Origin of the sequence: Nocardioides alcanivorans, from assembly GCF_021555175.1 — a bacterium.
Classification (GTDB): Bacteria; Actinomycetota; Actinomycetes; order Propionibacteriales; family Nocardioidaceae; genus Nocardioides; species Nocardioides alcanivorans.
The window spans coordinates 155,995-174,000 of record NZ_JAKGRW010000019.1 but is presented as its reverse complement, the minus strand read 5'-3'; the positions used below and the strand labels follow the sequence as shown (position 1 = coordinate 174,000).

Below are 18,006 nucleotides of genomic sequence, written 5' to 3'. Positions count from 1 at the left end.
CTCCGATATGCCGAGTAGGCATAAACCGGCTGTTTGTCCGGATGGAAGGAGGAGACGTTGATCAGAGTGCTCAAGCGCGTCGCTGAGCTCTTGGCGGTGTTGTTCATCGTCAGCCTGGGAACGTTCTGGCTGGTGTCCAAGATGGACACCGACCCGGCCGTGACCATGCTGGGCGAAGGCCGCACCGAGGCCGAGTACGCCGCAGTGCGCGATGACCTGGGGCTGAACGATCCGCTCCTCACCCGCTACTGGGACTGGCTGAGCAACGCCATGACCGGCGACCTCGGCAAGTCGGTCGTGCCGCCGTACAACGGGATCTCCGACCGCATCGCCTCGGCGTTGCCGGTCAGCCTCGAGTTGGCCGTGCTCGGCATGGGAATGGCGCTGATCTTCTGCATCCCGTTGGCGATGTGGTCCGCCTACCGTCCCGGTGGCCGCGTCGACCGGGCCGTCGGTGCCGGTGCGCTCGGTGTGCTCTCGATCCCCAGCTTCCTCGCGGGCCTGCTCATCATCATGGTGCTGGCCAACGGCCTCGGTTGGTTCCCCCGCGCCCAGTGGACTCGCCTCGGCGACGGGGTGTGGGACAACCTCTACCACGCGTTCCTGCCAGCGCTGACGATCGCGCTCGCGGAGACGGCGATGTTCACGAGGATCCTGCGCAACGACCTCGTCACCACGCTCCAGGACGACTTCATCCTTGCTGCCAAGGCGAAGGGCATGGGACCGCGTCACATCATGCTGAGCGACGCACTGCGCCCGTCCTCGTTCTCGCTCATGACCCTGATGGGCATCGGCCTGGGCCGCCTCATCGGCAGCACCGTGATCGTCGAGTACCTCTTCGCCCTACCCGGCATGGGATCGCTCGTGATCGGCGCCGCCAATGCCGGCGACTTCGTCACGGTGCAGGGGGCAGTGCTGGTGATCGCGGTGATGTATGTGCTCACCAACGCCTTGATCGACGCTTCCTACGGCTACCTCGACCCGCGTATCAGGAGGGCACATGTCTGAACTCACCCAGACTCCCGCGGACCCCGCTGCCGATGCCCTCGCGGCTGTCGGCGAAGTGGCTGCGCCGCCCATCGGTACGCCGTCGTTGCTGCGAGCGTTGCTCCCACTCGGTCTCGGCGTGGTCGCCCTCGTCGTCGCGCTGGTGCCGATGCAGGGCAACGGTTGGACCACTGCGGCCCTCTACCTCGTCGCGGTCATCCTCCTCTTCAACGGCAGCTCCGCGCTGGGCCGGCGTCGCAAGGGTCCCGGCTTCGACCTGACCACCTGGTTGTGCGCCATCTGGGTCACCCTGATCGTGCTGGCCGCGATCCTGGCCCCGATCCTGCCCCTCGGCGAGGAGCAGGACATCTCCCAGACCCTGCAGGACCCGGTGATGGCGCGGCCCGACCCGCTCACCAATCACCCGCTGGGCACCAACAACTTCGGTCTCGACCTGCTCGCCCGCGTCATCTACGGCGCTCGCGCCTCGCTGGTCGTCTCGATCGGTGCGGTGCTCATCGCCCTCGTCGTCGGCGGTGCCGTCGGCATCGCGGCCGGCTACTTCCGCAAGTGGACCGATGCCACGGTGGGCATCCTCACCAACTCGCTGCTCGCGATCCCGCCGCTGATCCTGCTCATCGCCCTGGCGACCGTGCTCGACCCGACGCTGCCCAACATCGCCTTCGCACTGTCCTTGATGGCCCTGCCGAGCATGGTGCGCATGGCCCGGGCCAGCACGTTGACCTTCGTGCAGCGTGAGTTCGTCCTCGCCGGGAAGGCGATGGGTGCCACCCACTGGCGCCTCATGGTGCGCGAACTGCTGCCCAACGTCATCCTCCCGCTGCTCTCCTACGGGATGATCATCGTCTCGGTGCTGATCGTGGCCGAGTCGTCGCTGAGCTTCCTGGGTCTGGGCATCCAGGCGCCGGAGCCCAGCTGGGGCAACATGATCGCGGAGGGCGAGGGCAACACCTTCGAGGAGCACCCCCACATCGTGCTGGTGCCCGGCGCCGCGGTGTTCCTCACCGTGTTCGCATTCAACATGCTGGGGAGAAGGCGCGTCAGCGCTTCGACCCCCGCCAGGCGAAGATCTGAGGCCGAGATGACCACCAACCACGTGCTCGAGTCCGCACCCGCCGGGGACCGGCCCGACAGCGGACGACTCCTGTCGGTCGAAGACCTGCGTACGACGATCCACACCCCCGCGGTGACCTCAAGGCCGTCGACGGCGTGAGCTTCAGCCTCAGCCGTGGCGAGACGATCGGCATCGTCGGCGAATCGGGGTCCGGCAAGTCGGTGCTCGGTCGCACAATCATGGGCCTGCACACCTCCGGGCCCACGACCACGATCGACGGTCGGGTCATGTTCGACGGCCAGGACATCCAGGCGCTCGGTCCCAAGCAGCTACGGAAGCTGTGGGGTGCCCGGATCGGAATGGTCTTCCAGGATCCGATGACCGCGCTCAATCCGGTCAAGAAGATCGGCACCCACCTCACCGAGACCCTGCGCAAGCACCAGGGGCTCGGTCGTCAGGCGGCCCGCGAGCGCGCCAAGGAGCTGCTCGACCTGGTCGGCATCCCCGACCCGGTGCGCCGACTCGACCAGTATCCGCACGAGATGTCGGGAGGCATGCGGCAGCGAGTCGTCATCGCGATGGCACTGGCCAATGACCCGGCGCTGCTCATCGCCGACGAGCCGACGACGGCTCTCGACGTGACCGTGCAGCGCCAGATCCTCGACCTGCTCGCCAAGCTGCAGGACGAGCTGGGGATGGCGATCATCCTGATCAGCCACAACCTCGGCGTCGTCGCCGGCCGCGCGGACCGGGTGGCGGTGATGTATGCCGGTCGGATGGTCGAGACCACCGACGCCAGGTCGCTCTTCACCGGCGCCCGCCATCCCTACTCGGAGGCGCTGCTGCGCGCGATCCCCCGTCTCACGGAGCCGCCGCACGTGCGGCTGGCGGCGATCGACGGCGCCCCGCCCAACATGCTCCACCCGCCGCAGGGCTGTCGGTTCGCACCGCGCTGCGCCTACGCGCAGGACGACTGCCGCGTCGACCTGCCCGAGCTGCGAACGGGTGACGCGCCCCAGGGTCGGGTGCCGCACCTCTTCGCCTGCCACCACCCCGTCGATCGAGGAGAGAACTGATGTCAGGGACGCTCGCAACGCAATCGGTCGGCGTACCCGACGGTGCTGCAGGTGACCGGGTGCTCGAGGTCGACGACCTCGTCGTCGAGTTCCCTGCCAAGGGCGGCGGCACCGTGCACGCGGTGTCGGGCATCAGCTTCCACCTCGAGGAGGGCGAGACTCTCGGCATCCTCGGTGAGTCGGGCTGCGGCAAGTCCAGCGCCGGCCGCGCGATCATGCAGCTGCCCTCGCCGACCTCCGGCTCGGTGAGGCTCAACGACGTCGAGCTGGTCGGCCACTCGGGCCGGTCCCTGCGCAGCAAGCGCGCTCGGATGCAGATGATCTTCCAGGACCCGGTGTCGTCGCTCAATCCGCGGCGCAAGGTGAAGGACCTCGTCGCCGAAGGTGCCCGCATCTGGGGCCGCAAGGTCACCGAGGAGCGGGTCCGCGAGCTGCTGTTGGCAGTCGGGCTCGATCCTGACTCGGTGTGGGAGCGGCGGCCGCACGAGCTCTCGGGTGGCCAGTGCCAGCGGGTGTGCATCGCCCGGGCCCTGATGCTCGACCCGCAGGTGTTGATCTGCGACGAGCCGGTCTCCAGTCTCGACGTGTCGGTGCAGGCGCAGATCCTCAACCTGCTCGAGGACACCAAGGAGCGCTACCGGCTCAGCATGATCTTCATCGCGCACGACCTGGCCGTGGTGAAGAACATCAGCGACCGGATCATGGTGATGTATCTCGGTCGGGTCTGTGAGGTCATCCCTGCCGACCGGCTGGCTGAGCATGCCCTGCACCCCTACACGAAGCTGTTGCTCGAATCGGTGCCGGAGGCTCACCTCCCGGACGCCGAACTCGACGTCGACGACGTCGGGGTGACCAATGCCGAGCTCCCTCGCCGTTGGATCCCCCCAGCGGCTGCCGCTTCCGGACTCGGTGCCCGCTGGCGACCGAGGTGTGCGCGAGCGAGGCGCCGCCGCTGAGAGAATCCGTCACCGGTCACCTTGTCGCCTGCCACCACGCGGAAGTCTGAGATGGAAACCTTTGCTGAAGTAGTCCGTGCCCGATCCGGCGACCAGTCGCCCGGCCTCCTCTTCGAGGGACGCAGCTGGAGCTGGGACGAGGTCGTCCGAGAGTCCGCGCAGCGCGCCGCTGCGCTTGAGGCGGTCGCTCCGAAGCGTGCCGATCGGCAGGTCCACATCGGCGTCCTGCTCGACAACGTCCCCGACTTCGTCTTCTGGGTGGGCGCCGGCGCGGTTGCCGGCGCCGTCGTGGTCGGCATCAACTCCAGCCGCAGCGGCGCGGAACTGGCCCATGACATCCGGCATGCCGACGTCGACCTGGTGATCACCGAGGACCGGTTGGCGCACCTCGTCGAGGGCCAGGACCACGGCATCGCGCCGGAGCTGATCTTCAACGTCGACTCCGCGACGTACGCCGACTTCCTGGCCCCGTTCAAGGGAGCCGAGCTCCCGCAGACGACTCCAGCGCCGGAGGAGATCTCGTTGCTGCTGTTCAGCTCGGGCTCGACCGGCGCTCCCAAGGCCGTCATCGTCGGGCAGGGTCGCCTCGGCCGACTGCTCGAGGCGATGGTCGGTCGGGCCCGGATGCGGCGCGACTCGGTGACCTATCTGTGCATGCCGCTCTTCCACGGCAATGCCCTGATGCTCAACCTCGGTGCCGCGATGCATGCCGGCGCGACGGTCGCGATGGTGCGCAAGTTCTCTGCCAGCGCCTTCGCCCCCGACATCCACCGCTACGGCGTCACGTTCGTCAACTACGTCGGCCGGGCGCTGTCCTACGTGCTCAGCCGCCCGGAGCTGCCGGAGGACCGCACCAGCACGCTGGAGCTGGCCTTCGGCACCGAGGCATCCGAGACCGACGTCGCGCGGTTCACCGAGCGCTTCGGCTGCGAGGTCATGGAGGGCTACGGCCTCAGCGAGGGTGTGCTCCGCATCAATCGCACCCCCGAGTCCCCGACCGGCTCGCTCGGCCTGCCCGTCGGTGGTGCCGACGTACGCGTCATCGACGAGGCGACGGGGGAGGAGTGCCCGCGGGCCCGCTTCGACGACTCCGGACGGCTGCTCAACCCCGAGGCCGTCGGCCAGATCGTCGGCGTCGGCCTGGCACACACCTTCGAGGGCTACTACAAGAACCCCGGCGCGATGGCCGATCGCATCCGTGGCGACGACTTCTGGACCGGTGATCTCGCCTATCGTGACGCGGCCGGATTCTTCTACTTCGCCGGCCGCTCGTCCGACTGGCTGCGCGTGGACAGTGAGAACTTCTCCGCCGCGCCGGTGGAGCGGGTGCTGCAGCGCGTCGACGGTGTGCTCGCGGCGCCGGTCTTCGCCGTCCCCGACGCCAGCACCGGCGACCAGGTGATGTGCGTGGTCGAGCTCGCGCCCGGTGCGAGCTTCGATGCCGCAGCCTTCAGTCGACACCTCGCCGAGCAGCCGGAGATGTCGGCGAAGTGGTGGCCGCGTTACGTGCGGATCATCGATCGCATCCCGCTGACGGGCAGCAACAAGGTCAACAAGGCGCCGCTGCGGGCCGCGGCCTGGTGCACCGACGACCCCGTGTGGATCCGGGTCGGGCGCACCCAGGAGTACGTCCTCCTCGACGACGCCGGCCGCGACCGGATCGCCGCCGAGTTCACCTCGCACGGCCGGCAGGCGCTTCTCCCCGCCTGATCCCAGCAGCCCCGGGAGCGCTCAAGATTCCCCGCCCGGGCGGGGAATTGCGCTCCTGGGGGCCGTAGCCACGCACACCAAGCATGCAATTTCGTCACACAGTGACGCAGCCTGGTGGAACGGCGATCAGTCGGCGTGGCTGCGGAGCTCGTCGGAGGTGCGCTTGGTCTGGGTGGTGTGGTGGCCCTTGCGCTTCTGCTTCTTGGCGACCTTCTCGAGGTCGGCGAGCATGGCGTCGGCGCGGTTGCGCTCGTCCTCGTAGTACTGCGCCGACCACTTGAGCACCATCTCGGGGAACGCCCAGTCGGGTTCCCTCGCGGCGCCCTCGGCGTCGACGACCGCGCGGATGCGCATCTTCTCCGACTGGTCGCGGTGGGCCTCCAGTGCCCCGCGCAGGTGCTCGGGGTCGCCGGCGTGGCCGAGCCACATGCGCAGCATCAGGCCGTGCTTCAAGACGGCGGGCTCCACGGGGGCCTCGTTCGCCCAGCGACTCATCACGGCCTCGCCCTCGGTGGTGATCCGATAGAGCCGCTTGCCGCGGACGTCGTCCTTGTTGACCACGCGTGACGACGCGTAGCCCATCTCCTCCAACTTGCGCAGCTCCGAGTAGATCTGGCTGTAGGAGGGCGCCCAGTAGAAGAAGCGAAGGCTCCAGTCGGCCCACTTCTTCAGGTCGTAGCCCGAGAGCTCCTCGCCGAAGGAGAGCAGTCCCAGCGTCGCCCAGCTCGTGGGCCGCAGGGAGGGCAGATCAGTCGCGTCCTCAGTTGCCATGGCCGCATCCTACTGGACGGTATCGGGGCCAACTGTATCGACCAGTCATATTTCCAATCGGTCCCCAGGTCGTCAGTGGTACTTCGCCTTGCGTGGGCAGACTATTTCTAATAGGAATAGTGCTACCCAGATCATGAGGAGGGGAAGTGCAGAACGAGGTCGACCAGATGCTCGCCGCTCTCAACGAGGGGTTCCCCCGGTCCAGGAGATGACCGGGCCGGAGGCGCGAGCGTTGGTGGCGGCACGCAGGCAGCCCGTCACCAACATCGACGACGTCGAGTCAGCGGAGGACCGTGAGGTCGACGGCGTTCCTGTGCGCGTCTATCGCCCCCACGGCTCGTCCGGGCGACGCAGACCCGCGATCGTCTTTGCCCACGGCGGCGGCTTCGTCTTCTGTGATCTCGAGACGCACGACGGCTTCTGCCGCATGCTGGCCCGACACACCGACAGCGTGGTCGTCTCGGTCGACTACCGCCTGGCGCCCGAGCACCGCGCACCGGCGGCCGCTGCCGACATGTTCACGGTGCTCCGCAACGTCCATGAGTACGCCGACACGTGGGACATCGACCCGGCTGCGGTGGCGGTGGGGGAGACAGTGCCGGCGGCAACCTTGCTGCCGTGGCGGCTCTCCAGGCGCGCGAGGCCGGCCTGCCGCTGGCGGCGCAGATCCTCCTCTATCCGGTCATCGAGCCCGACTTCGAGTCGGAGAGCTACCGGCGCTACGCCACCGATCACTTCAACACTCGCGCGGCCATGCAGTGGTACTGGAAGCAGTACCTCGGCGACTCCCCGATCCCGGAGCCTGCCTGGCAGGTGGTCCCGTCCCGTGCCGTCGACCATGCAGGCCTCGCGCCCGCCGTCGTCGTCACGGCCGGGCGCGACCCGCTCAGCTCCGAAGGGGACGGCTACGCGCGCACCCTCCGAGCGGCGGGTGTCCCCACGCGTCACCGGCACTACCCCGAGCTGTTCCACGGCTTCCTCACCATCGGCCCCTTCGGGCCGGCCCAATCGGCGCGCGCCCTGCTGTGGCGCGACATCACCGCCCTCCTGGGCGCCGCCTCTCTCGACAGGAGCGCATCATGACCACCCCTTCCCACCACGTCGACGTCGTCGTGATCGGCGCCGGTTTCGCTGGTCTCTACGGCGTCCACCGGGCCCATGAGTCGGGCCTCGACGTGCTCGGCATCGAAGCTGCTGACGGTCCGGGTGGCACGTGGTACTGGAATCGCTATCCCGGTGCCCGTTGCGACGTCGAGAGTCTCGACTATTCCTACTCCTTCGACGACCAGCTCCAGAAGGAGTGGCGCTGGAAGTGAGCGCTACGCAACCCAGCCCGAGATCCTCAACTACCTCGAGCACGTCGCCGACCGCTTCGACCTGCGTCGCCACTTCCGATTCGGCGAACGGGTCCTCTCCGCCCACTTCGACGAGGAATCAGCGCGCTGGACGGTGACCACCGACGCCGGTTCGGTCGTCACCGCCCGCCACCTGCTCTGCGCCACCGGGAGCCTGTCTGCCCCCAACCGCCCAGATCTCCCGGGGCTGGACGACTTCGACGGCGAGATCCTGATGACTGCCGACTGGCCGCACCACGGGGTCGACCTCGCGGGCAGGAAGGTCGCGGTCGTCGGCACCGGATCCAGCGGCATCCAGTCCGTCCCGCTGCTGGCGGAGCAGGCGGAGGCGCTCACCGTGTTCCAGCGGTCCGCCAACTTCAGTGTCCCCGCGTTCAACCGGCCGATCCCCGACGAGGAGTACGCCGAGCTCCTCGACCAGCTCGAGGAGCGGCGTGCCGCCTCGTGGGCGAGCGCTGCCGGTTCTCCCTGGACGAGTCACCCCACCGAGGCCTTCGAGCTCTCGGAGGAGGAGCGCCGTGAGGTGCTCGAGGAGTTCTGGGAGAAGGGAGGCGTGCTCTTCGGCAAGACCTTCCCACGACAGACCGTCGATCCCGAGATCAATGCGCTGGCCCGGGACTACGCCGCCGAGCAGATTCGCAGCATCGTCCGCGATCCGCGGACGGCGGACGACCTGATCCCGGTCGACCACCCGATCGGCACCAAGCGCATCTGCACCGACTCCGGCTATTTCGAGACCTTCAACCGGGACAACGTCGCGCTGGTCAACCTGCGTCGCGAGCCGCTCGTCACCTTCACCAAGTGGGGGCCAAGACGGAAGCGGCGTCGTACGAGTTCGACACGCTCGTGCTCGCGACCGGCTTCGACGCCCTCACGGGGGCGCTGACGCGCATCGACGTCCGCGGTGTCGGCGGCGTGACGATCGCCGACACCTGGGCCGACGGAGCGCTGACCTATCTCGGTGTGGCGGTGCCGGGTTTCCCCAACCTGCACAGCCTCTCCGGGCCCGGCAGCCCTTCGGTGCTCGCCAACATGGCGCTCACCGCCGAGCAGCACGTCGACTGGGTGGTGGACCTGATCATCGCCCTCGACGAACGCGGCTTCCGGACGGCGGAGGCCCGTCCGGATGCGGCGGAGGCCTGGACCAAACACCTCCACGAGGTCGCCGACAAGACCCTCTTCACCCAGGCCCCTTCCTGGTACATGGGTGCCAACATCGAAGGCAAGAAGTCCGGGTTCATCCCCTACATCGGCGGCTTCAAGACCTACATCGACCACTGCAGCGCAGTGCGGGAAGCCGGCTACAGCGGCTTCGTGCTGAGCTCTTGAGGAGGATCTCGTGACGACACCACTCGTGAGTCTCACCGACAAGGTCGTGCTGATCACGGGCGCCGCCCGTGGCCAGGGCGCCGCCGAGGCCGCGCTCTTCACGGAGCTCGGCGCCACCGTCGTGCTCACCGACATCGACGGCGCCGAGCTCGAGACGATGGCCGCGACGATCGGGGCAACGGCGCACCGCCACGACACCGCCTCCCGCGACGACTGGGAGCGGATCGTCCGCGCGACGGTGGACGATCACGGCCGCATCGACGTGCTGGTCAACAACGCCGGGATCTACCGCACCGGCGGCATCACCACCTGGCCCGAGGATGACCTGCAGCGCCTGTTCGGGATCAACCTCCTCGGCCCGGTCCTCGGCATGCAGGCCGTCGCCCCGGTGATGCCCGAGGGGAGTTCGATCGTCAACGTCGCCTCGATCTCCGGGGTCCGCGGCCACGGCGGCGCGCTGCCCTACAGCGCGTCGAAGTGGGGCCTGCGTGGCGCCAGCCGCTCGGCCGCTCGTGAGTTCGCACCGCGGGGCATCCGGGTCAACTGTGTCTGCCCCGGTTCGGTCGACACCCCGATGATCGCCAGCAGCACGATGGATCTCAGCCACCTGCCGATCCCACGGCGCGGGACCTCCGGCGAGGTGGCCGCCACGGTCGCCTTCCTGGCCTCCGACGCGAGCAGCTACACCACGGGCGCCGACTTCGTGGTGGACGGCGGAGCCACTGCTTGACGCCGACGTCGTCGTGGAGCCCCCACTCTTGTGCAGCGGAACCCGATGGCCGAATCCGACGGCCGGCTGATTCAATCGTCGGCATGCTTTCGGTCCCTCGGACCCTGGTCGAGTTGTCGGCGGCCCGGGCCGTCTCGCACCCCGACCACCTCGCCGTCGACGACGGCGCGCGTCGGCTCACGTACGCCGAGACGTGGGAGCGGGTGCAGGCCGCCGCTGTCGTGCTGCGCAAGTCCGGTGTCAGGCCGGGGGACCGGGTGCTCGTGGTCGGGCGCAACTCCGTCCCGTGGGTGGTCTCCGCGTTCGCCGTGCTCGCCCTCGGCGCAACCGTGGTGCCACTCGGCCACGGCGCGACCCGGGGCGAGAAACAGCGTGCCGTCGACCGCCTCGGACCGAGTCTCGTCGTTGCCGACGATCGGTCGTGGCGCGGCCGCGACCCCCGCCTGCGCCTGGTCTCGATGGCGCGACTCATCGCGGCTCCCGCCGCTCCCACGTCCACCGACCTGCCACAGATCGACACCGGGTCGCCGGCGCTCGTCCTCGCCACCTCCGGCACCACCGGTGACGTGAAGTTCGTGCCGATGGGGCACGCCCAGCTGGCCGACCTCTACCGCCACATCTCCGGCTGGCTCGGCCTGCAGGAGACGGACGTGTTGCTGGGCGCCGTACCGCTGGCCCACTCCTTCGGTTTCAACGGCGTGCTGATCGTCGCCATGTGGGCGGGCGCCGGCGTCCGCCTGGTCGATCGCTACGACGCCGCGCAGGTCCGTGCGCTGGTCGCCGAGTCCGGGCTCACCGTGCTCGCCGGACCGCCCACGATCTATCACGACCTGCACCTGCTCGGCACCCCACTGCGCGGGGTGCGTCAGGCGATCGCTGGAAGCACCGAGGTGCAGGCCGACCGCATGCGCGCCATCTGCGACGACCTCGGCATCGCGGAGTTGGTCACCGGCTACGGCATGACCGAGACCTGCGGCTCCGTGGCACTCGGCCGGATCGGCGCCGATCCGGGCCGACACGGCTGGATGACCCCGTTGCCCGGTCTCGAGACCAAGGTGGTCGGCCCCCTCCTCTCCGAGGTGGGCCCCGGTGAGGAGGGGCGGCTGCTGGTACGCGGTGGCCATGTCGCGACCCGCTATGCCGACGGGAGCCGTCCCGCGGTCGACGCCGAGGGCTGGCTCGACACCGGTGACCTCGCGCGACGCGACCACGAGGGTCGGCTCGCGATCGTCTCCCGCGTCAAGGACACCGTCATCGTGAGCGGTTTCAACGTCGTGCCGCAGGAGGTCGAGCGGGTGCTCACCGACCATCCGGGCGTCCATCGCGCGGTCGTGGTCGGCGTCCCCGACGCGCGCCAGGGCCAGCGCCTGGTCGCATGCGTCATCCCGGCAGGCGAGCCACCGGCCAGCTCGTCGCTCGACCTGCACCTGCGCGACCACCTGGCGGCCTTCAAGGTGCCGGGCAGGTTCGTCTTCTTCGACGAGTTCCCGACCACGGGTTCTGGCAAGGTCTCCCGCCTCTCCTTGCGGAGCCAACTCCTCGAGGCGGTGGGATGACCGACGTGGCCACGGGCAAACCGGTCAACGCCCGCCTCATCGTGGCCGGGTTGATCTCGCTGACGATGGTCACGGGTGTCATCGGTGCCCTCGGTGCCCCGATGGTGCCGGCCATCGCCGAGGAGGAGGGGTGCCTCTCTCCCTTGCCCAGTGGAGCCTCACGGTGACGCTCTTCGTGGGCGCACTCAGCCCACCGCTCATCGGCAGGCTGGGCGCGGGAACGCGACGCCGAACCGTCACGATCATCTGCTTGGCACTCGTCTCCATCGGCACCCTCATGGCTGCGTTGCCCCTCGGCTTCGAGGCGCTCGTCGCCGGTCGTGCCCTGCAGGGGCTGGGGTTCGGCATCACGCCGCTGGCCTTCGCCGCTGCCCGGGACCAGCTCCCCGAGGCCCAGGCGCGCCGGGCGTTGGCCACGATCTCGCTGGCCAACGTGATGAGTGCTGGCCTCGGGTTCCCGATCGCTGCGGTCATCGCAGACCTGCTCGGCGTCAAGGGGGCGTTCTGGATCGCCTTCGGCTTCACGCTCGTCTCCGTCGCGGTGGCGTTGAAGGTGATCCCGCCCGGCGCCGCGGACGGTGACGGACCCGTCGACTGGATCGGTGCGCTGTTGCTGGGCGCGGCCACCTTCGGCGTGCTGTTGGCCATCAGTCGGGCCGAGGTCTGGGGTTATGGCTCCACGGCCCTGCGCGCAGTGCTCGGCCTCTCGGCGGTGCTGCTCGTGGCCACCGTGTGCTGGTTACTGCGTCGGACCAACCCTCTGGTCGACCTCCGCGTCGCGATGCGTCCCGGGGTGCTCGGCGCTCACGTCGCCGGCCTCCTGGGCGGTGTCGGGATGTATCTCATGATGGCCACGATCATGGTGCTCGTGCAGGCCGGACCCGAGGCAGACGGCTTGGGCCGCTCGGTCACCTGGGCTGGTTTCATGCTCGTCCCGTACGCCGTCGCGAGTGTCGTCGGCAACCGGATCGCCCTGGTGCTGGGCCCGGTCATCGGACCCGATCTGCTGCTGCCGTTGGGGTGTCTCGCGTTCGGGGCGTCCAACCTCGTGCTGGCACTGTGGCACGACCAGCTCTGGCAGATCGCTCTGGCGATGTTGATCGGAGGCATCGGCAGCGGGACCACCTTCAACTCGATCCCGTGGTTGGTGGTGCGGGTGGTGCCTGCTGCCGAGACCGGCAGCGCGCTGGCGCTCAACGTGGTCGTCCGGATGCTCGGCTTCGCCATGGGCAGTGCGTTGTCGGTGGCGGTCCTGGCGCACTTCGCCGAGGACGGCCACCCCAATGACACCGGCTACAGCGGCGCGGCCTGGCTGGGCCTCCTGATCTGCGTCGTGGCGGCCGCGGTGTGCGCCTGGCAGGCACGTACGGCTCGGGTTGCGCTCGACCTGCCTACTGTTCGGTGACCAGCATGGTGCTGAGCACGAACCGTTCGCCGGGATGGGTGTGCAGGCTGGAGGACACGACCTCGCCGTCCTGGTCCAGGTGACGGCGCCGGATCACCAGGGCCGGGCCGCCGGGGACGTCTCCAACGGTCCCGCGAAGCGGTCGGGCATCATCACGGCACGGGCGGTCTGCTCGATCCGGTGCGCCGGCATCGCTGCGGTGTAACTGGCCGCTTCGTCGGGGTCGTACGTCGGCTCGTCCGGCCGCAGGTACTGCTCGGTCCAGCACAACGGTGGGCCGTGCGGGTCGAGGCGGAGGCGACGTACCCCTTCCAGGACGGTCCACCGGGTGCCCAACGGTAGCCCGGTGCGCTCGGCGAGGGCGGCGTCCACCACGACCTGTCTGGTGTCGGGGCGGGTCACGCCGGTGTGGCGGTAGAGCGCGATGAGTTCGTCGCGATTGGTCACGAAGGGCAGGTAGTTGTCCGCTGGTTCGCGGTTGACCACCGTGGTGCCGGCACCGGGGCGGCGGGTGATCAGCCCTTGGTCCTCCAGCGTCCGCAACGCCACGCGGACTGTCCCGCGGCTCAGTCCGTGGGTCTCGCAGAGGGACGACTCGGTGGGCAGCCGGGAGCCGACGGGATGGGTCCCGTCGCGGATCGCCGCGCGCAACTCCTCGGCCAAACGTGCGTGCTGGGTACGCCGGCCCCGAGGTTGGGCGTCGGCCGCCGTTTCCTCTCCTGTGTCCACGTGCCCATCCTGATCCATCAGACGCGCTCGGGGCTCGGATTCAGGTACTTCTCCCGGAGGACCTTGATCTGCACCTTGCCGGTCGGCAGGCGCGGAACGTCGCCGAAGGCGACGACCCGGGGAACCTTGAACCCGGCCAGGTGGGCGCGCACGTGGTCGCGCAACTCCTGGGCGAGGTCGGGGCCGGCCGTCATCGGATCGGCCGGTTGCACCACCGCGTGCACGTATTCGCCCATCTCTTCGTCCGGAAGGCCGAAGACGACGACGTCGTCGACGTCGGGGTGCATGACCAGGCAGGATTCGATCTCGGCCGGATAGATGTTCACCCCGCCGGAGATGATCAGGAACGACTTGCGGTCGGTGAGGTGCAGGTAGCCATCCTCGTCGAGCCGGCCCAGGTCGCCGACCGCTGACCAGGTCGGGTGGTCGGGGTGCCGCGATTCGCGGGTCTTCTCGTCATCGTTGTGGTACTCGAACGGTGTCTTGTCGCGTTCGAACCAGATGACGCCGGCTTCTCCGACGGGGAGCTCGCGGCCGTCGTCGTCGCAGATGTGGATGGAGCCGAGAACCGGCTTCCCCACGGACCCGGGATGTGCGAGCCACTGCTCGCTGTCGATGAAGGTCATGCCGTTGCTCTCGGTCGCGCCGTAGTACTCATCGACGATCGGGCCGAGCCACTCGATGGTTCGACGCTTGACCTCCGGCGGGCAGGGCGCGGCGGCGTGCAGGAACGACTGCAGGCTTGAGGTGTCGTAACGCAACCGCACCTCGTCGGGAAGCTTGAGCATCCGCACGATCATCGTCGGCACCACCTGCGTGTGCGTGATGCGATGCGCCGCCACGAGCTGCAGGAACCGCTCGGCGTCGAACTTCGCCATCACCACGACGGTGCCGCCGAGCTCCTGGGTTCCGACGGAGTACTGCAGCGCAGCCGCGTGATAGAGCGGCGCCGGCATCAGGTACGTCGAATCGGGGCCCGCACCCATCAGCGCCCGGGTGAAGGTCGAGGTTCGCGGGGCCGCCGGGTCGTCGACCGCCAACCCGGTGAGCGGTCGGCGGATGCCCTTGGGGCGGCCCGTCGTGCCGGAGGAGTAGAGCATCACCTCGCCGCGCGGTTCCTCGGCGAGTGGATCGACGGACTGGTCGGCGATCGCCTCCTCGTAGGACTCGTAGCCGTCGACAGGAGCGTCGAAGGCGAGCCACGTCGTACAACCGGGCGCCTGGTCGCGTACGTCGACTGCGCGCTCGCCCATGGCGGCCGACGTGATCAGGGCCCGGGTGTCGGAGTCGTTGAGGATGTAGGCGGCCTCCTCGGCGGTGGCGTGCCGGTTGATGCCGGTGATGTAGAGGCCGGCGCGCATCGCCGCCCAGTAGACCTCGTAGTAGCGCGGGTGGTTCTCCGCCCAGATCGAGACCTGGTCGCCGGTTTGCAGACCACGGGAACGGAGCAGGTGCGCCAGTTGGTTGGAGCGGTGCTCCAGTTCTGCATAGGTCACCGTCTCGCCGGTCTCCATGATCACCGCCGGCTTGTCGGGGTGGGTCTGGGCGTGGATCCGGGGATACATGGCTTCTCCTGGTTGTCCGAGGCAGCGGCACCGGCAGTTGACACGGGTCACTGCGGACCTGCATGTTGTCTCCGTCACATCACTTTGTCTAGTCAAAGTTGTCGGTGAGTGGGATCGCCGGCGGGGAGGGAGGGGCGATGTCCGAGGTGCTCCTCGAGGAGGTCGAGCCCGGTCAGTTCGTGCTCACGATGAATCGACCCGAGACGCTCAACTCGCTGGGGATGGGCATGGTCGAGGAGATGCGGGCCGCGCTGGTCGATCTCGACCGAAGTGCCGGCGTACGTGCCGTGGTGCTGACCGGCGCCGGTCGAGGCTTCTGCTCGGGCGCGGAGGTCAAGGCCGCCGACGACCGGCAGGGGCCGGCGGAGAGGCAGAATCCGGTCTCCCATCTGCTGGCGCAGCAGGAGGCGATCGTGGAGATCCACGAGCTCATCCACCGGATGCGGGTGCCGGTGATCGCGGCCGTCAACGGTGTTGCGGTTGGTGGTGGCTTCTCGCTGACGCTCGCATGCGACGTCCGTTTCGCTGCGATGAGTGCCCGCTTCGGCGCCATCTTCATCCGGCACGGCATCTCCGCCGCCGACATGGGCACCAGTTACTTCCTGCCACGCCTGGTCGGCGCCTCGCGGGCGGCGGAGTTGATGCTGACCGGCCGGATCTTCGACGCAGCGGAGGCCGAGCGGATCGGCCTCGCGCTCGAGGTGGTCGACGACGGGGCCGTCGTCGACCGGGCGCTGGAGACTGCGCGGCAGATCGCCGAACACTCGCCGCTGGGCGTGTGGATGACCAAGCAGACCATGTGGCAGACCATCGACGCCCCGTCGTTGCGTCACGCCCTCGACATGGAGAACCGCACCCAGATCATGTGCGTGGGCAGCGGGGAGTTGGGACGTGCCTTCTCAGGGTTCGCCGACCGGTCCACCCCGGACTGGCTCGACCTGTGACGGCTGTTGACGTGCGGGTGGACCGTACGCAGGGAAAGAGGTATCGCATGACACGCAGGACCGGACGCTGGGTGGCTGCCGTGATGGCGGCGGGCCTGGTGCTCAGCGGGTGCGCCGACTCCTCCGACGACAAGGCGTCGGATGAGACGGGAACCCCCACCGGCTTCGCCAACGGATTCGTCGGCGAGCAGGACGACAGCGGCACCCCGAGGAGCGGGGGCACGCTGCAGGTCGCCACCTATTCCGAGGCGCGCAGCCTCGACCCGACAGCAACGATCGCCAACGGGAGCAGCGGCGGCACCGAGATGGCCGCGGTCTACGACCTCCTGGTTCGCCAGGACGCGGAGACCGGCGAGTGGGTCCCGCAGTTGGCCGAGGGGATCGAGGCCAACGACGACAACTCGGTGTGGACCCTCACCCTGCGGGACGGGGTCACCTTCAGCGACGGCACGGCGCTCGACGCCGAGGCCGTGAAGTGGAGTCTCGACCGTTACGTGGAGAAGCGCGGCGGACAGGTGTCGGTCTGGTCCAAGAACGTCACCGGGGTCGAGGTCGTGGACGAGTCGACCATCGAGTTCACCCTCAGCCAGCCGTGGCCCGGGTTCCCCTACCTGCTCGCGACCGGTCCCGGCATGATCGTGGCGAAGGCATCCGACAAGGGGAGAACTTCACCCCGGTCGGAGCCGGACCGTTCACCTTCGACAAGTACGCCCCGAGCGAGGAGCTCCTCCTCAAGGCTCGTGACGACTATTGGGGCGGTACGCCGCACCTCGACGAGTTGCGCTTCTTCAACATCGCGCTCGAGCAGGGCCGCCTCGACGTGCTCCGCAACGGTGAGGCCGACGTGGCCTACCTGCGCGAGCCGCCCACGGCAGCCGACGCGATCGAGGACGGCTTCGGTGGTTTCATGGAGATCGGCTCGATGTCGCGGGGCCTGCTGCTGAACCATCGCGAGGGCAGCGCGACCTCCGACGTCCGTGTGCGGCAGGCCCTCGTGCATGCCATCGACTTCGACCTGCTCAACGAGCGCACTGCTCAGGGCAAGGGAATCTCGACCTCGGACCTCTTCCCGGAGCTCTCCGGGTGGGACCTGGAGGCCAAGGGTCTGGCGTACGACCAGGAGTTGGCGAAGGAACTGGTCGAGGCGGCGAAGGCCGACGGCTTCGACGGCAAGATCAGTTTCAAGGGGGTCGCCAAGGTCTCCGAGGACACCGGTGTCACGCTCAAGGGCATGCTGGAGGGCGTGGGCTTCGAGGTCTCCCTCGACTACGTCGCCTCCATCACGGACCTGGTCAACGACATCTATGTCAGCAACAACTTCGACATGGTGATCTGGGGCTTCGGCATGCCGGACGGCGCCGTCTATCCCGAGCTCTACGAGAAGGTCTACACCGGATCGTCGAGCAACCCCGGTGCCTCGTCGGACGAGCAGCTCGACGCGCTGATCGACGAACTCGGCCAGGCCGACGGAGTCGAGGCGCAGACGGCAGCGCTGGAGAAGATCCAGTCCCGGTGGAACGAGACGGTGCCCTTCGCGCCGCTCGGCGCCACCCCGGAGTGGAACGCCTGGGGCGACAAGGTGCACGGCGTGGTGCCGAGCATCGACTCGATCATGCTGCTCGGCGGCGCCTGGAAGGGCTGACCTGCTGAAACGCCGAGCGTGATCGTCAGCTGACCGTTCGATGTGCGCTGAGGGCTGTTCCGTGAACGAATCACGGCCCTCAGCGCACATCGAGGCCTGCTGGGGCGCGGCGTACGGCGTGTCGCCGGTGTTGCACCCCGCCCGGGGGCATGGAGCGCGCCGGGGTCCGATCACAC

The 18,006-nt window shown here is 68.7% G+C and carries 16 protein-coding genes and 3 pseudogenes; 16 read left to right on the top strand and 3 right to left on the bottom strand.

Going from position 1 to position 18,006, the window contains the following annotated elements:
• Positions 1–66: 66 nt before the first annotated feature.
• The 6 genes and pseudogenes from L1066_RS11200 to L1066_RS11175 all read left to right on the top strand — a co-directional run bounded on the left by L1066_RS11200 (position 67) and on the right by L1066_RS11175 (position 5,804).
• The gene (locus tag L1066_RS11200) at positions 67–1,008 is read left to right on the top strand and encodes an ABC transporter permease (protein ID WP_235736679.1); all 942 of its coding nucleotides are present in this window, start codon (positions 67–69) and stop codon (positions 1,006–1,008) included.
• Positions 1,001–2,221 (top strand): ABC transporter permease, encoded by a 1,221-nt coding sequence (locus L1066_RS11195; protein WP_235736400.1) that lies wholly within the window; start codon positions 1,001–1,003, stop codon positions 2,219–2,221. The genes L1066_RS11200 and L1066_RS11195 overlap by 8 nt, the downstream gene beginning before the upstream one ends.
• Positions 2,218–3,138: an ABC transporter ATP-binding protein gene (locus L1066_RS27655; protein WP_235736399.1), complete on the top strand. Its 921-nt coding sequence runs from the start codon at positions 2,218–2,220 to the stop codon at positions 3,136–3,138. The genes L1066_RS11195 and L1066_RS27655 overlap by 4 nt, the downstream gene beginning before the upstream one ends.
• A pseudogene (locus L1066_RS11185) lies at positions 3,138–4,022 on the top strand (ATP-binding cassette domain-containing protein); the annotation flags it as partial. The gene L1066_RS27655 and the pseudogene L1066_RS11185, both read left to right, overlap by 1 nt.
• Entirely contained in the window at positions 4,013–4,144 is a 132-nt protein-coding gene (locus tag L1066_RS11180; protein WP_235736398.1) for an oligopeptide/dipeptide ABC transporter ATP-binding protein, read from the top strand. The pseudogene L1066_RS11185 and the gene L1066_RS11180, both read left to right, overlap by 10 nt.
• 1 nt (position 4,145) lies before the next feature.
• Positions 4,146–5,804 (top strand): AMP-binding protein, encoded by a 1,659-nt coding sequence (locus L1066_RS11175; protein WP_235736397.1) that lies wholly within the window; start codon positions 4,146–4,148, stop codon positions 5,802–5,804.
• Between the two features lie 126 nt (positions 5,805–5,930).
• On the opposite strand, the gene L1066_RS11170 is transcribed toward L1066_RS11175, so the two are convergent.
• Positions 5,931–6,575, bottom strand: coding sequence for a helix-turn-helix transcriptional regulator (locus tag L1066_RS11170; protein WP_235736396.1), 645 nt, complete (start codon positions 6,573–6,575; stop codon positions 5,931–5,933).
• Between L1066_RS11170 and L1066_RS11165 the strand changes: the two are divergent.
• The 8 genes and pseudogenes from L1066_RS11165 (at position 6,574) to L1066_RS11130 (ending at position 12,950) form a co-directional block, all read left to right on the top strand.
• Positions 6,574–7,658 (top strand): annotated as a pseudogene (locus tag L1066_RS11165) (alpha/beta hydrolase). The gene L1066_RS11170 and the pseudogene L1066_RS11165 sit on opposite strands and share 2 nt — an antisense overlap.
• The gene (locus L1066_RS11160) at positions 7,655–7,891 is read left to right on the top strand and encodes an NAD(P)-binding protein (RefSeq protein WP_235736395.1); all 237 of its coding nucleotides are present in this window, start codon (positions 7,655–7,657) and stop codon (positions 7,889–7,891) included. The pseudogene L1066_RS11165 and the gene L1066_RS11160 overlap by 4 nt, the downstream one beginning before the upstream one ends.
• Positions 7,812–8,816: a flavin-containing monooxygenase gene (locus L1066_RS11155; protein WP_235736394.1), complete on the top strand. Its 1,005-nt coding sequence runs from the start codon at positions 7,812–7,814 to the stop codon at positions 8,814–8,816. Before L1066_RS11160 ends, L1066_RS11155 begins: the two co-directional genes overlap by 80 nt.
• A complete protein-coding gene (locus L1066_RS11150) occupies positions 8,732–9,259 on the top strand; it encodes an NAD(P)/FAD-dependent oxidoreductase (protein WP_235736393.1) in 528 nt (175 codons plus the stop codon). The genes L1066_RS11155 and L1066_RS11150 overlap by 85 nt, the downstream gene beginning before the upstream one ends.
• A 10-nt stretch (positions 9,260–9,269) precedes the next feature.
• Positions 9,270–9,989, top strand: coding sequence for an SDR family NAD(P)-dependent oxidoreductase (locus L1066_RS11145; protein WP_235736392.1), 720 nt, complete (start codon positions 9,270–9,272; stop codon positions 9,987–9,989).
• An 83-nt stretch (positions 9,990–10,072) separates the two neighbouring features.
• Entirely contained in the window at positions 10,073–11,545 is a 1,473-nt protein-coding gene (locus tag L1066_RS11140; protein WP_235736391.1) for a class I adenylate-forming enzyme family protein, read from the top strand.
• On the top strand, positions 11,542–11,712 hold the full coding sequence (locus L1066_RS11135) for a hypothetical protein (protein ID WP_235736390.1): 171 nt from the start codon (positions 11,542–11,544) through the stop codon (positions 11,710–11,712). Before L1066_RS11140 ends, L1066_RS11135 begins: the two co-directional genes overlap by 4 nt.
• Positions 11,676–12,950 carry an MFS transporter gene (locus L1066_RS11130; RefSeq protein ID WP_235736389.1) on the top strand — a complete coding sequence of 425 codons (1,275 nt, stop codon included), beginning with the start codon at positions 11,676–11,678 and terminating at the stop codon, positions 12,948–12,950. Before L1066_RS11135 ends, L1066_RS11130 begins: the two co-directional genes overlap by 37 nt.
• A 93-nt stretch (positions 12,951–13,043) precedes the next feature.
• On the opposite strand, the gene L1066_RS11125 is transcribed toward L1066_RS11130, so the two are convergent.
• Together L1066_RS11125 and L1066_RS11120 are read right to left on the bottom strand one after the other, a co-directional pair.
• On the bottom strand, positions 13,044–13,679 hold the full coding sequence (locus tag L1066_RS11125) for a GntR family transcriptional regulator (RefSeq protein ID WP_235736388.1): 636 nt from the start codon (positions 13,677–13,679) through the stop codon (positions 13,044–13,046).
• Positions 13,680–13,696: 17 nt separating this feature from the next.
• Entirely contained in the window at positions 13,697–15,244 is a 1,548-nt protein-coding gene (locus L1066_RS11120) for an acyl-CoA synthetase (protein WP_235736387.1), read from the bottom strand.
• A 137-nt stretch (positions 15,245–15,381) separates the two neighbouring features.
• On the opposite strand from L1066_RS11120, the gene L1066_RS11115 reads away from it, so the two are divergent.
• Together L1066_RS11115 and L1066_RS11110 are read left to right on the top strand one after the other, a co-directional pair.
• Complete coding sequence (locus L1066_RS11115; RefSeq protein WP_235736386.1) at positions 15,382–16,188, top strand: enoyl-CoA hydratase/isomerase family protein; 807 nt, start codon at positions 15,382–15,384, stop codon at positions 16,186–16,188.
• 47 nt (positions 16,189–16,235) lie between these two features.
• A pseudogene (locus L1066_RS11110) lies at positions 16,236–17,830 on the top strand (ABC transporter substrate-binding protein).
• Positions 17,831–18,006: the final 176 nt, after the last annotated feature.

Bases quoted from the DNA above. Each gene is read 5' to 3' on its own strand.
- L1066_RS11195 (WP_235736400.1), top strand. From the start codon at position 1,001: ATGTCTGAACTCACCCAGACTCCCGCGGACCCCGCTGCCGATGCCCTC.
- L1066_RS11170 (WP_235736396.1), bottom strand. From the start codon at position 6,575: ATGGCAACTGAGGACGCGACTGATCTGCCCTCCCTGCGGCCCACGAGC.
- L1066_RS11140 (WP_235736391.1), top strand. From the start codon at position 10,073: ATGCTTTCGGTCCCTCGGACCCTGGTCGAGTTGTCGGCGGCCCGGGCC.
- L1066_RS11160 (WP_235736395.1), top strand. From the start codon at position 7,655: ATGACCACCCCTTCCCACCACGTCGACGTCGTCGTGATCGGCGCCGGT.
- L1066_RS11120 (WP_235736387.1), bottom strand. From the start codon at position 15,244: ATGTATCCCCGGATCCACGCCCAGACCCACCCCGACAAGCCGGCGGTG.
- L1066_RS11175 (WP_235736397.1), top strand. From the start codon at position 4,146: ATGGAAACCTTTGCTGAAGTAGTCCGTGCCCGATCCGGCGACCAGTCG.
- L1066_RS11115 (WP_235736386.1), top strand. From the start codon at position 15,382: ATGTCCGAGGTGCTCCTCGAGGAGGTCGAGCCCGGTCAGTTCGTGCTC.
- L1066_RS11135 (WP_235736390.1), top strand. From the start codon at position 11,542: ATGACCGACGTGGCCACGGGCAAACCGGTCAACGCCCGCCTCATCGTG.